A 14,627-nucleotide genomic window follows, 5' to 3' on the forward strand; every position below is an offset into this window, starting at 1 on the left:
CTGCCCGGCTGAGGTTCCGGTGGGCCGAGCCATCCCGCACCCGGCCGCACAATCCTCGCTACAAAAGGTCTGCTGACCAGCGGGTTTACCCACCAGCGCGCAAACCCGCCTATCCTGGGAGATCGGTCCTTCCTGCTGGGCCGCACCCCGGAGATCCGCCGTTCGCGACTCCGGGTCATCGGCACCGGTGATCTTCCGGTGCGATGCGCAGCCACACCGAAAGGCCACCTTGTCTTCCTCTTCGCGTCCCGACGCCACCTTCGCCGACCTCGGTCTGCCCGTCGCCCTGGTGCAGGCCCTGCGCAACGCGGGCATCGAGAAGCCCTTCCCCATCCAGGCCGCCACCATCGGCGACGCGCTCGCCGGCCGTGACGTGCTCGGCCGCGGCCCGACCGGGTCCGGCAAGACCCTCGCCTTCGGCCTGCCGATGCTCACCCGCCTCACCGGCGCCTCCGCCAAGCCAGGCCGCCCGCGCGGTCTCGTGCTGGTGCCCACCAGGGAGCTGGCCACCCAGATCGAGCGCGCGCTGGACGAGCCCGCCCTCGCGCTCGGCCTGCGAGTCGCCTCCGTGGTCGGCGGCGCGCCCATCAAACGTCAGGCCGACCGGCTCGCCCGCGGTGTCGACCTGCTCATCGCCACTCCCGGCCGTCTCGACGACCTGATCAAGCAGCGCGCCGCCGACCTCTCCGATGTGGCGATCACCGCGCTCGACGAAGCCGACCACATGGCCGACATGGGCTTCCTGCCCCAGGTCACCAAGCTGCTCGACCGGACGCCGAAAGCAGGCCAGCGCCTGCTGTTCTCGGCCACGCTCGACGGTGACGTCGACAAGCTGGTCAAGCGCTACATGAGCGATCCGGTGACCCATTCCACCGCGCCGCCCGCGGCCGCCGTCACCACGATGTCGCACCACCTGCTGTACGTGCGGGACAAGAGCGTCAAGCGCGCGGTGGCCACCGAGATCGCCGCCCGCGACGGCCTGACCATCATGTTCGTGCGCACCAAGCACGGCGCCGACCGGCTGGCCAAGCAGCTGCGCGGAGCCGGGGTCGCGGCGGGCTCGCTGCACGGCGGCAAGGCGCAGAACAACCGCACCCGCACCCTGGCGGCCTTCGCCGACGGCTCGGTGCCAGTGCTGGTCACCACCGATGTCGCCGCCCGCGGCATCCACATCGACGGCGTCTCGCTGGTGGTGCACTTCGACCCGCCCGCCGAACACAAGGCCTACCTGCACCGCGCGGGCCGCACGGCGCGGGCGGGCGAGGACGGCGTCGTGGTCACTCTCGTCACCGACGAGGAACGCAAGGACGTCGCCGCCATGACCCGCAAGGCGGGGGTCGAGACCGACGGTGTCGATGTCCGTCCCGGCGATCGACAGCTGATCGCGATCACCGGTGCGCGCACACCGAGCGGTGTCGCCGTCGCGGCGCCCGCGGCGCCTGCTCAGCCCGCCCCGAAGGCGGGTTCGGGAAACCGGTCGCGCCGCGGAAGGTCCGGTGGCGCACCGGCTTCCGAGGCAGCCAGGGGACACAGCCGGGGCAGCGCACCGCATCGTGATCGCCCGGTCGGCGAGTCACGTGGCCGCAAGCCCGCGGGCACCGGCGGACACGCCCGAAGTGGCGACACGCCGACGAATTCGCGGCGCCGCGCCGCGCGTCCGGCCGCTCCCGCGACCCGCCGCAACCGCACGGCTAACTGAATTACCCCGTGGCCGAATCGATTCCGATTCGGCCACGGGCTCGGTGGCACCATCGGGGTAACGACCCGAGCCCCAATCCGGCATTGCGCCACCGCGAACGACGCATACCAGGCCGCGGCCATACCCTGTCGACATTCTCCGGGCGCCGAGGCGTGCCGTCGGCCACCCGACCGCGCCGGTCGGCCACACTGAACAGGTGACGGATCGCCCGATCATCGCGATCGTGTGCGCGCTGCTGGCGGCACTGCTGTTCGCGGTGTCCTCGGTGGCGCAGCAGCAGGCAGCCGCGGCCGTACCGCACGGCGACACCCTGGCCGGGTCGCTGGTCCGAAACCCCCGGTGGTGGGCCGGGATCGTCGGCGACGCAGGCGGCTACGGCATGCAGGTGCTCGCCCTCGGCTTCGGCGCGGTCCTGCTCGTCGCGCCGATCCTGGTCTGCTCGCTGGTCTTCGCGCTGCCACTGGCCGCCCGGCTGAACCGGCAGTGGATCACCAGGCGGGCGGCGACCACGGCACTGGTCCTCGTCCTGGCCCTGGTGCTGTTCCTGACCGTCGGCGATCCGACCGCGGGCGCCGACACCGCACCGCTGCGCGATTGGGCCGTGCCGTCGACGATCCTGCTCGGCGTTGTCGGGGCGGCGACCGCGGCGGGTTTCCTGCGCGCCGAACCCACCGAACAAGCCCTGGCCCTCGGCGTGGCCGGTGGCTGCCTGTTCGGACTGGCCGCCGCGCTCACCGATCGCGTGGTCGCCCTGTTCGGCTCCGGTCCCGGTGCCGTCCTCACCGGCTGGCAGACCTGGGCACTGGTAGCGGCGGGGCTGCTCGGCGTCGCCCTGACCCAGCGGGCCTACCAGGTCGGGCCGCTGGTCGCCTCCCTGCCCGCGGCCACGGTGACCGAACCGCTGGCCGCCGCCTTCCTCGGGCTCACCGCCCTGCACGAGCGGTTACGCACCGACAGCGCCGGACTGATCGTCGTCGCGGGCTGCGTGGTGGTGATGTGCGTGAGCACAGTGCTGCTGTGCAGGTCACAAGCGGCGCCCACCGCGGACGCGCGCTGAGGAGTTGCGCGCGCCGATCCGCACGGGGCTATCATCGACCAAGTGCGATTTCTTCCGGGACCCCAGCCGCCGTATGACCTGACCTACGACGACATCTTCCTCGTCCCGAACCGGACGGATGTCGCGTCCAGATTCGATGTCGACCTGGCCAGCGTCGACGGCACCGGCACCACCATCCCCCTCGTGGTCGCGAACATGACCGCCGTCGCGGGCAAGCGGATGGCCGAGACCGTCGCCCGCCGCGGCGGCCTCGTCGTGCTCCCCCAGGATCTGCCGATCCCCGCGGCCGCCGACACCATCGCGTTCGTCAAGAGCAGGTCGCTCACCGCCGACACCCCCGTCACGCTCGACCCCGACCAGTCGGTCTCGGACGCGGTGGCCCTGATGCACAAGCGCGCGCACGGCGCCGTGGTGGTAGTCGAGGGCGGCAAGCCGGTCGGCGTGGTCACCGAAGCCGCCTGCGCCGATGTCGACCGGTTCGCGCGGCTACGCGAGGTCGCCGTCACCGATTTCGTGCAGGCCCCCGTCGACCTGTCGCCGCGGGAGATCTTCGATCGCCTCGCCGAGGCGCACGCCCAGCTCGCAGTCCTCACCAACACCGACGGCACCCTGGCAGGAGTCATGACCCGCACCGGCGCCATCCGCGCCGGGATCTACACCCCCGCCGTCGACGCGAACGGCAAGCTGCGCGTCGCCGCCGCCATCGGCATCAACGGTGACGTGGCCGCCAAGGCGAAGGCACTGGCCGAGGCGGGCGCCGACGTGCTCGTCATCGACACCGCGCACGGCCACCAGGCCAAGATGCTCGAATCCCTGCGCGCCGTCGCCGATCTCGGGCTCGGCCTGCCGCTGGCGGCGGGCAATGTGGTCTCCGCCGACGGCACCCGCGACCTCGCCGCCGCGGGCGCGACCATCATCAAGGTCGGCGTCGGCCCCGGCGCCATGTGCACCACCCGCATGATGACCGGCGTCGGCCGCCCCCAGTTCTCCGCGGTCGCCGAATGCGCCGAAGCGGCGAGGGAACTCGGCGTGCACGTGTGGGCCGACGGCGGCGTGCGGCATCCGCGCGATGTCGCCCTCGCGCTGGCCGCGGGCGCCGCAAACGTGATGATCGGCTCCTGGTTCGCCGGCACCTACGAATCGCCGGGTGACCTGCGCGTCGACCGCGACGGCAACGCCTACAAGGAAAGTTTCGGCATGGCGTCCAAGCGTGCCGTCGCCGCCCGCACCGCCACCGACAACGGCTTCGACCGGGCCCGCAAGGCACTGTTCGAGGAGGGCATCTCCAGCTCGCGCATGCGCCTGGACCCCGAGCGTCCCGGCGTGGAGGACCTCATCGACCACATCTGCTCGGGCGTGCGCAGCTCCTGCACCTACGCCGGTGCCCGTTCACTGCCGGAGTTCCACGAGCGCGCCGTGCTCGGTGTGCAGTCGGCGGCCGGCTTCGCCGAGGGCCGCCCACTGCCCAGCGGCTGGTGATCCGGCGCGGGCCGGTCCCGCTCCCGCCGGGACCGGCCCGCGCCGCTGACACATCATCGGTGGGCACCGATTACTATGGTGTTGCCGAATTCGGCACCGCACGTTGTCCCACCGCGAAAGGATCCAGTTGTCACCCGCGTCCAAGGGCGCCACACAGGAGGGTTCCTCTACGGAGCCGGGTGACAAACCCGGCGTCCCCCTCCCCGCGGCGTCTGTCCGACCCGTCCTCACCGACCCAGCCGGGTGGTGCTGAGGATGTCCCTGTTCCTGACCGTGCTCAGTCTGATCGGTTTCGTGGCGCTCACGCTCGGCACCGCGCTGTTCGTCGCCGCCGAGTTCTCGCTCACCGCGCTGGAACGCAGTGCCGTCGAGGCCGCCGCCCGCAACGGTGACCTCCGTTCCCGGCTGGTCAAGCAGGCGCACAACACCCTGTCCTTCCAGCTCTCCGCCGCCCAGCTCGGCATCACCATCACCACCCTGATCACCGGTTTCATCGCCGAACCGGTCCTGGCCAGGCTGCTGGCACCGCTGCTCGACGCGGCCGGGCTCGGCGCGGCCGCCGCCACCGCGGTGGCCCTGGCGCTGGCGCTGGTGCTGGCCACCTCGCTGTCGATGATCTACGGCGAGCTGGTGCCCAAGAACATCGCCATCGCCGAACCGATGGCGACGGCGCGGCTCACCGCAGGCCCGATGATCTGGTTCTCCGCGCTGTTCAAGTGGCTGATCCGGTTCCTCAACGGCGCCGCCAACTGGATCGTGCGCAGGCTCGGCATCGAACCCGCCGAGGAACTGCGCTCGGCCCGCTCACCGCAGGAACTCGGCTCGCTGGTGCGCACTTCCGCGCTGCGCGGTGCCATGGACCAGCGCACCGCCCAGGTGATGGATCGCTCGCTGGAATTCGGTGAGCGCAGCGCCGAGGACCTGATGACCCCGCGGGTGAAGGTCGAATCGCTCGACCGCGACGACACCGTCGCCGACCTGATCGCCGCCTCCGCGCGCACCGGTTACTCCCGGTTCCCGATCATCGACGGCGATCTGGACAACACGCTCGGCGTCGTCCACGTCAAGCAGGCATTCGTCCATCCCGCGCACCTGCGCAAGCGGATCCCGTTGAGCAAGCTGGCCGTCGCCGTGCCGATCGTGCCCGCCAGTCTCGACGGCGACGAGGTGCTGGAGCGGGTGCGCGCCGACGGCATGCAGGTGGCGCTGGTCGTCGACGAGTACGGCGGCACCGCGGGCCTGGTGACCATGGAGGACCTGATCGAGGAGATCCTCGGCGACGTGCGCGACGAGCACGACGAGGAGGAACGCGACGTCCGCCGGGTCTCCGACGGCTGGGACTGCTCGGGCCTGCTGCGTATCGACGAGGTGTCGCGGGCCACCGGCTACGACGCGCCGGAAGGCGAATACGAGACCCTCGGTGGTCTGGTGCTGACCCAGCTCGGCCGGATCCCCGCCACGGGTGACGAAGTGGTGCTGCCCGAATCCCGTGGCACCGACGGTGGCTGGATCGCCAGGGTGGACCGGATGGACGGGCGCCGGATCGACCGGGTGCGCCTGGTCCCGGTCGACGCCGACTATCTCGCAGCGCAGGAGCACAGCCATGGGTGATCTGTTCGGCATCGTGCTCACCGTGGTATTGCTCGCGGCCAACGCGTTCTTCGTCGGCGCCGAGTTCGCCCTGATCTCGGCCCGCCGCGACCGGCTCGAAGCCCTGGTGGCGCAGGGTAAGAAGAAGGCGCAGACGGTGATAGAGGCGGGCGAGAACCTGTCGATGATGCTGGCCGCGGCCCAGCTCGGCATCACCATCTGCTCGATCCTGCTCGGCCGGGTCGGCGAACCCGCGATCGCACACCTGCTCGAAGGCCCGTTCCACGCCCTCGGCATGCCGGATCAGCTGCTGCATCCGGTGGCGTTCACGCTGGCGCTGTCGCTGGTGGTGATCCTGCACATCCTGCTCGGCGAGATGGTGCCGAAGAACATCGCGCTGGCGGGCCCGGAGCGCTCGGCGCTGCTGCTGGTGCCGATCCATCTGGTGTGGCTGCGGATCGCGCGCCCGCTCATCGCGCTCTACAACTTCGCGGCCAACGTCACGCTGCGGATGTTGCGGGTGGAGCCCAAGGACGAGCTGGACGCGACCGTGTCGACGGTGGAGCTGGCCGAGATGATCGGCGAGTCCAGGTCCGAGGGGCTGCTCGACGAGGAGGAACACCGCAGGCTCACCCAGGCGCTCGGCACCTCGGAGCGCATCGTCGGTGATGTGATGGTGCCGCTGGCCAGGGCCAGGTCGGTGCCGTTGCGCGGCAACGGCACCACCCTCGGCGATATCGAGGCCGCGGTCGGCGAGACCGGTTTCTCCCGCTACCCGGTGCGCGCGAGCGACGGCTCGCTGGTGGGCTACCTGCACGTGAAAGACGTGCTGGACAAGGTCGCCGACGACACCGCGGGCCCCGACACCCAGATCCCGCGCACCGATATCCGGCCGCTGCCGACGGTGAGCACGGGCACCACCCTCTACGAGGCGCTGGCCCGCCTGCGCCGCACCAACTCCCACCTCGGCCGGGTGGTCGACGGCCGGGGCAACACGGTCGGTGTGGTCGCGCTCGAGGACCTGATCGAGGAGTTCGTCGGCACCGTCCGCGACGGGACCCACCGGCTCACCGACTGAGCGAGCCCGGAACCGGCCGAGAGCGTGAAGCGGGCGGGCGGCGGCTGCCGGTGCGGCCACCGCTCGCCCGCCCGCACGACCGGCGACAGCGGCACCGGTCGAGTCAGCTGTCGCTGCGGAAGAAGGTGCGGATGTCTGCTGCCAGCAGCTCCGGCTCCTCCATCGCGGGGAAGTGACCGCCCTCGGCGAACTCGCTCCAGTGCCCGATCGCCTTCGCCGGGTCCATCGCGCGCCGTACCAGCGGGTGGGTGCCGAACACGGCCCATCCGCCCGGCACACTCGAGGCCATGAGCAGGTCCATTCCGGCGTGCTCGGCCTCGTAGTAGAACTGCGCGCTCGACGCGCCGCTGCGGGTGAACCAGTACAGGCTGACGTTCGTGAGGAGCTGGTCGCGGTCCACCGTCTCGTCCGGGGTCCGGTCGTCGCCGCCTGCCCTGGTCTTGAACTTCTCGGCGATCCAGGCGAGCTGGCCGACCGGCGAGTCGGTGAGCGCCGCGGCGATCGTGTCGGGACGGTGGTTCTGGATCAGGAGATACCCGTGATCAGCTGCGTCCGCGCTGCGCACCGCGTCGAGTTGGGCCAGCTCCTCCTCGGTCAGGCCCTCTGGCAGCGGGAACTTGACGCCGACCAGCCCGAGAACCCGTGGGTCGGCGCCGATGTGTGTGCCGATCACCCGCTCCGGACAGCACGCCGCGAGGCGAGCGGTGATGCCCGAACCCAGGTCGGTGCCGTGCGCCGCGAACCGCTCGTAGCCCAGGCGCGACATGATCTCGGCGAAGGCCCCGGTGGTCCGCGCCAGCTCCCAGCCGGTCCCCGACAGCGGGGTGGAGAACCCGAAGCCGGGCGGCGACACGATGACCACATGGAACTCGTCGGTCAGCAGTGGGACGAGTCGTCGGTACTCGACGAACGAGCCCGGCCAGCCGTGATTCAGCAGCAGCGGGGTGGCGTCCGGCTTCGGTGATCGCGCGTGAACGACGTGGAACGTCTGGCCGTCGACGACCGTGGTGAACTGTTCGTACCTGTTGAGCTCGGCCTCGTGCGCGCGCCAGTCGAACCCGTCGAGCCAGTATTCGGTCAGCTCTTTCAGGTACGTCAGGGGGATGCCCCGGCTGAAGTCGGTGCGATCGTCTCGGCCCGGCACCGGGTCCGGCCAGCGCGTGTTGGCCAGCCGGGCGCGCAGGTCGTCGATGTCGGTCTGCGGGATGTCTACGCGGAAGGGGGTGAGGGCGTTGTGTTCGGCGGTCATGACATCCACGTTGTCGGATAATGCGGCAGATCAGCTTCCGCGATTGCTGGAATGATCGAGAATATGTTGGCGACATCGGCCCGGCTGCTCGAACTGTTGTCCTTGCTCCAGCTCGGGCGGGATTGGACCAGCTCCGAACTCGCCGACCGGCTCGCGGTGAGCAGCAGGACGGTGCGGGCCGATATCGGCAAACTGCGGTCGCTCGGATATCCAGTGGACGCGCGCCCCGGCGTCGCGGGCGGTTACCGGCTGGCCGCCGGGACGGCGATGCCGCCACTGCTGCTCGATGACGACGAGGCCGTCGCCGTCGCGATCGGGCTCGGCGCGGCGGCGACCCAGCAGCTCGGGGTCGAGGAGACATCGCTGACCGCGCTCGCGAAGCTGGAGCAGGTACTGCCATCGCGCCTGCGGCGTCGTGTCGAAGCGGTCAGGGAGGCGACGAGCGTCGTGCCAGCGGCAGAGTCGCTCGTCGATCTCGGTGTTCTCGGCGTGGCAGCGGCGGCGATCCGCGGCCACGAACGGCTCCGGTTCCGTTATGTCGCGCACGGCGGTGGTACGGGAGCCCGCCACACCGAACCGCACCGGTTGGTGAGCTGGGGCCAGCTCTGGTACCTGCTGGCCTGGGATCTCGACCGGGACGACTGGCGAATCTTCCGTGTCGATCGCATGGGTCCGCCGACACCGACGGGTGCGCGGTTCCGGCCCCACGCGATCCCCGAGGACAGGATCGTCGCCTATGTCGTCGGCCGCGTCAGCAAGGCGGCCTGGACCTACCGCGCCCGGGTACTGGTGCGCGCCCCCGCGTCCGAGGTCGCCGCGAAGCTTGCCGTCCCCGTCGACATCGAGGAAGTCGACGAGTCGACGTGTCGGATCGAACTCGGTTCCAACGACCCGGACCGGCTCGCACTGTCGATGGCCCACCTCGGCGTCGAGATCGAGGTGATCGAGGGGGACGAGCTCGTGGCGGCGCTCGACCGGCTCGCGACAAGACTCCGCAACGCGGCGGGTGGCACCCGCACGTCGGCGGATCCCTGCCATCCGTAGTTCGGCCCTCAGAACGTGACGAGGGTGTAGATCGTCAGCGCGGTGGCCGCCAGCGCGGCCACCGCACTGGTGATCAACGACCGCAACGCCAGCCGGTCGAGCCGGTCGTGGCGGGCGCGCAGCGCGAAGAAGCTGTGTGTCGGATTGCCGTCGCCGACGAAGTGCGAGGCCGCACGCGAGGCCGACAGCGCCTTGTCCGCCCGCGATTCGGCGATGCGCGCGGTGAGCAGCGACACCGCGCTGATGCCGGCACAGAGCACAGCAGTGAGAATTCGGACCAGCATGTCGATCCCCCCGGTGACAGCGACCGGGGCGAGGCCCGGCCGGATCTTGCTACCTCTCCATTGTCGCAGTCGGGTATGACAATTCGGGCACGCTTCCCGTCGGCCCGAACCGCGGGCCCGACCCGGTACGTTGGATCGCGTGGACCTCAGGATCTTCACCGAACCCCAGCAAGGTGCGACCTACGACGAGCTGCTCCGGGTCGCGCGAACCACCGAGGACGCGGGTTTCGACGCGTTCTTCCGCTCGGACCACTACCTGCACATGGGTGCGGTGTCGGGGCTGCCCGGCCCCACCGACGCCTGGATCACCCTCGCCGGGCTGGCACGGGAGACCTCCCGGATCCGGCTCGGCACCCTGGTGACCGCCGCGACCTTCCGGCACCCGGCGGTACTGGCCATCTCGGTCGCCCAGGTCGACCAGATGTCGGGCGGCCGGGTCGATTTCGGGTTCGGCGCGGGCTGGTTCGCCGACGAACACACCGCGTACGGCATTCCGCTGCCCGAGGTGCGCGAACGCTTCGACCGGTACGCCGAGCAGCTCGAGCTCATCACCGGCCTGTGGGAAACGCCGGCGGGCGAGACCTTCGACTACCTGGGCAAGCACTACGAGCTGGCGAATTCACCCGCCCTGCCCAAGCCGGTCCAGCAGCCGCGCCCACCGGTGATCATCGGCGGCACCGGCAAGAAGCGCACCCCGCAACTCGCCGCCCGCTTCGCCGACGAGTTCAACCTCCCGTTCGCCGATCCCGCTACCGCCACGACCCAGTTCGACCGGGTCGCGGCCGCCGCCCGCGCGATCGACCGCGACCCGGCCGAGATCACGCGCTCCGCCGCCCTGGTCCTGTGCGTCGGCCGCGACGACGCGGAGATCGCCCGCCGCGCCGCCGCCATCGGCCGCGAGGTAGACGAACTGCGCCGCAACGGCCTCACCGGCACCCCCGCCGAGGTGATCGACAAGATCGGCCGCTACCGCGAGCAGACCGGCATCACCCGGCTGTACCTCCAGGTCCTCGACCTCACCGATCTCGACCACTTGGAACTGGTCGCCGCGCAGGTGGCCCCCCATCTGAACTGACCAACCGCCATCGCGCCCCGGATGCCGAATCCGGGGCAGTACGCAGCCGCCGAAGTCACCTCGTCGGATATCGAGCGCACCAGCCGCGACCGGACAGCCCGGCCGAGCACCGCTTCCCGCGTCACCGACGAGATCGGTTCCGCGAGCCGGGTTGTGGCCGCCGGCGCACCGCTGCTCACGGATCGAGTCTTCGCCTGGGCACTGCCGGCCGTCGGCTCCGTCCTCGCCGCCGACCAGCTACTCGTGGCGAGTGCAGCTCGCCGACCATCGAAGAACACCAGGAGCAGAACTTGAGGATTCTCGTACTCGGCGCCCGCGGTGCTGTCGGGAAGGCCACCGCATCCACCCTGCGGGCAGCAGGCCACCAGGTGACTCCGGCGGGCCGGACCGCGCCCACGGGCGGCCTCGCGATCGACCTCACGACCACCGCCGGATTCGATGCGTTGGGTGCGGCGGCGCCCGAGCACCGCATCGTGGTCAACGCCTCCGGTATCGAAGATCCACGCATCATGGCGACGATGTCCGGCGCGATTCTCGTCGACCCGTCCGCTACCGCGGCCTATCTCGCTCAGCTGTCGCGGGCCGCTCAGCTCGGTTCCACTCCGGTGGTGCTCGGCGCCGGGCTCGCCCCAGGACTGAGCACGCAGCTCGTGGCCGCCGTCGCCGGTGAGCCGGGCGATGAGATCGACCTCGCGATCATGCTCGGCGGCGGCGAGACACACGGCGCCGCCGCCGTCGAGTGGACCGCCGGGCTCGCAGGCCGCGAGGTATGGGAACCACCGGAGCAGCACGCCGTGGTCAACCTGCGGGAACACCGGCGGTTGCGCACCGGCCGCCGCACCCGCACCGGCCTGCGCGCAGACTTCCCCGACCACTTCCTGATCGGGCGGCCCCGCGGCGTCGCTGTGCGCTCCTACCTCGCCACCGACGGCCCGCTGACGACCGCCGCCCTCGGACTCGTCGGGCGCTTTCCGGCACTGGCACCGCTGATCGCCCGCGCACCCCATCTCGGTAGCGACCGCTGGTCGCTCACCGCCACGAACCGCAGGACCGGCGAAACGCTGTCGGCAACCGGCGCCGGCCAATCACGCACCACCGGCGGGCTCACCGCGCTCGCAGCGCTGGCCGCGGCCGACGCCGAGACCGCACCCACCATGACAGCCGCCGACGTGCTGACCCTCGACGACGTGACGGGAGCGGGCCTGGGCATCACCATCGAGCGATGGTGATCCGCGGAACGCACTTGCGGAACACCACGACAATCGGATGCTCCGCAGTCCGGTTCCGACCGCATCACCAACGGTGCTCACGCGGCGCTCAGCCTGCTCCTCGGGCCGGATCTGTGCCCGCGAATCGGTGCGGGAGAATGGGCGAGTGAGCACGCACGACGACCCCGAGCACTCACTTGATCTGCGGGTATTGCCAGTGATCGAGTGGCGGACGCGTGCGCAGGCCCACCGGGAACGGGTCGACCGGCTGGTCGGGCCGTATCTCGAGCGGCGGGCGGCGGGACGGGCACATCCGGTCGTGGACTTCTTGTTCACCTACTACGGCCATAAGCCGTCGCAGTTGCGGCGGTGGCATCCGGGGTTCGGGGTCGGGTTGCGCGGGGCGCGGGAGTACGCGGGGGCTCGGGGGTATCACCGGGTGGCCGACGAGGTGTACACCGCCGATCCGGCCTATCTGGCGAAGCGGCGGGACACGATCGAGTTCGTCGATCGGCTGCTCGCGGCGACCGGGAGCAGGCAGGCGCAGCTGTCGTGCTTCGGATTGCACGAGTGGGCGATGGTGTACCGCACCGACGATGTCCGGCATCAGCAGGTGCCGTTGCGGCTCGGGCACGCGGGCACCGATGCGGTGGTGGAGTCGATGTCGTTGCGCTGCACGCACTTCGACGCGTTCCGGTTCTTCACTCCGGAAGCGGTAGGCCGCAATGCCGAACCGCTGACCCGCGCCGATCAGCTCGACAGGGAACAGCCGGGCTGCCTGCACACGAACATGGACCTCTACAAGTGGGGTTTCAAGCTCACCCCGCTGATCCCCTCGGACCTGCTGCTCGACTGTTTCGAACTCGCCTGCACCGCTCGCGAACTCGACATGCGGGCCAGCCCGTACGACCTGCGGGAGTTCGGGTACGAGCCGGTGCGCATCGAAACGCCGCCAGGGCGCGCGGAGTATGTGCGCGCCCAGGCGGCGATCAGTGAGTCCGCCGAGGCCCTGCGGGACCGTCTCCGTCGCGCATGTGCGGGACTCTCGGCGACGTCGGAGTCGTCGGCGGGCTAGCCCCGCTCGACCACCTTCTCGACGACCACGATCTCCTCCTCCACCACCACCGGTTCGGTGACCAGGGAGAATTCACCGTCGTGCTGCTCGGTGCCGAGATCGACCGCGGTTTCGACGAGTTCGACTCCGCGGTCGGCCCGCAGGATCAGCGGATCCTCCCGTAGATCCTTGTACAACGAAATGCACATCCCGACCATCACCACCAGGAACGGCAGCGAGACCACGGTCGTGATCGCTTGCAGACCGGTCAACGCGCCACCGAGATTGTCGGAATCGGCGATCACCAGCATGATCGCGGCCACCGCTCCGGTCGCCGCACCCCAGAAGATGACGATCGGCCGGGACGGTTCGATGCTGCCGCGCTCAGAGAGCGTGCCCATCACGATGGAGGCCGCGTCGGCACCGGAGACGAAGAAGATAGCCACCAGGATCATGACGAGCACCGTGGTCACCCCGACCAGCGGGTACTGGTCGAGCAGATGGAACAGCGCGAAGTTCGAGTCGACCGAACCGTCGGCCTCGGTGAGCGCGCCGTCGGCGCTCTGCTCGGCGATGCCGGCACCACCGAAAACGGCGAACCACAGCAGGCTCACCACGCTGGGCACCAGCAGCACGCCCGCGACGAACTGACGGATGGTGCGGCCACGACTGATTCTGGCGATGAACATGCCGACGAACGGGGTCCACGAGATCCACCAGGCCCAATAGAAGATGGTCCAGCTCGACAGCCACGTCTCCATCGCCGCGTCACTGGCGCCGGTGCGCGAGGCCATGGTCGGCAGCAGCTGGGCGTAGTCACCGATCGAGGTCGGGATCATATTGAGCACGAGCAGGGTCGGCCCGGCGATGAACACGAACGCCGCGATCACCAGCGCCAGCACCATATTGATGTTGGACAGCCACTGGATGCCGCGTTCGATGCCCGACACCGCCGACAGCACGAACGCGACCGTCAGCCCGGAGATGATGGCGACAAGGCCGATCTTGCCGATACCGTCGATCCAGCCGTTGAACTCCAGGCCGGCACCGATCTGCAGGGCGCCGAGGCCGAGCGAGGCGGCCGAGCCGAACAGGGTGGCGAAGATGGCCATCATGTCGATGGCGCGGCCACCGAGACCGTCGGCGTGGCGGCCGAGCAGTGGCCGGAACACCGAGGAGATCAGCTGCGAACGGCCCTTGCGGAAGGTGCCGTAGGCGATCGCGAGGCCCGCGACCGCGTAGATGGCCCACGGGTGCAGCGTCCAGTGGAACAGTGTCGTGGCCATCGCCACCTCGGCCGCCTCCGGCGAGCCGGGCGCCGCGGTGTGCGGGGGCGGGCTCACGAAGTGCGAGAGCGGTTCGGCCACGCCCCAGAACATCAGCCCGATGCCCATGCCCGCGCTGAACATCATCGCGATCCAGGACACCGTGCGGAACTCGGGCTTCTCGTCGTCGGCGCCGAGCGGGATCCGCCCGTAGCGGCTGGCCGCCAGCCAGATCACGAAGACCACGAACATCGTGGCCACCAACACGAACAACCACCCGGTGTTCGTGATGACCCATTTCTGTGCTGTCCCAGCCGCCGAGGCCAGGCCCTCGTCGTCGAGCACACCCCACGCGACGAATGCCAACGCCCCGATCGCAGTGGCGCTGAACACCAGGCGGTCCAGCCGTGGGCCGGCCCGTTCCGGCCGGTCCCGCGACGCGCCGGTTACCGATTTCTCGGCCCGATCCGCGTCGCCGGACCTCCCTATCACATCGTTCGACATGGATTCCGAGTCCTTTCCGATCGCGGAGACGGCCCAACAGG

12 protein-coding genes are annotated in these 14,627 nt (G+C 70.3%); 9 read left to right on the forward strand and 3 right to left on the reverse strand.

Annotated elements, in window-relative coordinates:
* Positions 1-229: 229 nt before the first annotated feature.
* From ACFOW8_RS28070 to ACFOW8_RS28090, 5 genes are all read left to right on the forward strand, one after another.
* Complete coding sequence (locus ACFOW8_RS28070) at positions 230-1,699, forward strand: DEAD/DEAH box helicase (protein ID WP_378554583.1); 1,470 nt, start codon at positions 230-232, stop codon at positions 1,697-1,699.
* A gap of 196 nt (positions 1,700-1,895) precedes the next feature.
* On the forward strand, positions 1,896-2,756 hold the full coding sequence (locus tag ACFOW8_RS28075) for a DMT family transporter (RefSeq protein WP_378554584.1): 861 nt from the start codon (positions 1,896-1,898) through the stop codon (positions 2,754-2,756).
* Between the two features lie 42 nt (positions 2,757-2,798).
* Positions 2,799-4,235, forward strand: coding sequence for a GuaB1 family IMP dehydrogenase-related protein (locus ACFOW8_RS28080; protein ID WP_378554585.1), 1,437 nt, complete (start codon positions 2,799-2,801; stop codon positions 4,233-4,235).
* Positions 4,236-4,490: 255 nt separating this feature from the next.
* Complete coding sequence (locus ACFOW8_RS28085; RefSeq protein WP_378554586.1) at positions 4,491-5,846, forward strand: hemolysin family protein; 1,356 nt, start codon at positions 4,491-4,493, stop codon at positions 5,844-5,846.
* Positions 5,839-6,903: a hemolysin family protein gene (locus ACFOW8_RS28090; protein WP_378554587.1), complete on the forward strand. Its 1,065-nt coding sequence runs from the start codon at positions 5,839-5,841 to the stop codon at positions 6,901-6,903. Before ACFOW8_RS28085 ends, ACFOW8_RS28090 begins: the two co-directional genes overlap by 8 nt.
* Positions 6,904-7,006: 103 nt before the next feature.
* Here the strand turns inward: ACFOW8_RS28090 and ACFOW8_RS28095 are convergent, their stop codons facing one another.
* Positions 7,007-8,152 (reverse strand): epoxide hydrolase family protein, encoded by a 1,146-nt coding sequence (locus ACFOW8_RS28095; protein ID WP_378554589.1) that lies wholly within the window; start codon positions 8,150-8,152, stop codon positions 7,007-7,009.
* A gap of 63 nt (positions 8,153-8,215) precedes the next feature.
* Here ACFOW8_RS28095 and ACFOW8_RS28100 point away from each other — a divergent pair, with 63 nt between their 5' ends.
* Positions 8,216-9,196: a helix-turn-helix transcriptional regulator gene (locus ACFOW8_RS28100; protein ID WP_378554590.1), complete on the forward strand. Its 981-nt coding sequence runs from the start codon at positions 8,216-8,218 to the stop codon at positions 9,194-9,196.
* Between the two features lie 8 nt (positions 9,197-9,204).
* Here the strand turns inward: ACFOW8_RS28100 and ACFOW8_RS28105 are convergent, their stop codons facing one another.
* Positions 9,205-9,480, reverse strand: coding sequence for a hypothetical protein (locus ACFOW8_RS28105; protein ID WP_378554592.1), 276 nt, complete (start codon positions 9,478-9,480; stop codon positions 9,205-9,207).
* A gap of 139 nt (positions 9,481-9,619) precedes the next feature.
* Between ACFOW8_RS28105 and ACFOW8_RS28110 the strand changes: the two genes are divergently transcribed.
* The 3 genes from ACFOW8_RS28110 (at position 9,620) to ACFOW8_RS28120 (ending at position 12,838) form a co-directional block, all read left to right on the forward strand.
* On the forward strand, positions 9,620-10,555 hold the full coding sequence (locus ACFOW8_RS28110; RefSeq protein ID WP_378554593.1) for an LLM class F420-dependent oxidoreductase: 936 nt from the start codon (positions 9,620-9,622) through the stop codon (positions 10,553-10,555).
* Positions 10,556-10,845: 290 nt separating this feature from the next.
* Positions 10,846-11,784, forward strand: a complete 939-nt coding sequence (locus tag ACFOW8_RS28115; RefSeq protein WP_378554594.1) for a saccharopine dehydrogenase — start codon at positions 10,846-10,848, stop codon at positions 11,782-11,784.
* Between the two features lie 145 nt (positions 11,785-11,929).
* Positions 11,930-12,838: a 3-methyladenine DNA glycosylase gene (locus ACFOW8_RS28120; protein WP_378554595.1), complete on the forward strand. Its 909-nt coding sequence runs from the start codon at positions 11,930-11,932 to the stop codon at positions 12,836-12,838.
* Here the strand turns inward: ACFOW8_RS28120 and ACFOW8_RS28125 are convergent.
* A complete protein-coding gene (locus ACFOW8_RS28125; RefSeq protein WP_378554596.1) occupies positions 12,835-14,586 on the reverse strand; it encodes a BCCT family transporter in 1,752 nt (583 codons plus the stop codon). The genes ACFOW8_RS28120 and ACFOW8_RS28125 overlap by 4 nt on opposite strands.
* Positions 14,587-14,627: the final 41 nt, after the last annotated feature.

This window comes from Nocardia rhizosphaerae, assembly GCF_042650365.1.
In the GTDB taxonomy this organism is placed as follows: Bacteria; Actinomycetota; Actinomycetes; order Mycobacteriales; family Mycobacteriaceae; genus Nocardia; species Nocardia rhizosphaerae.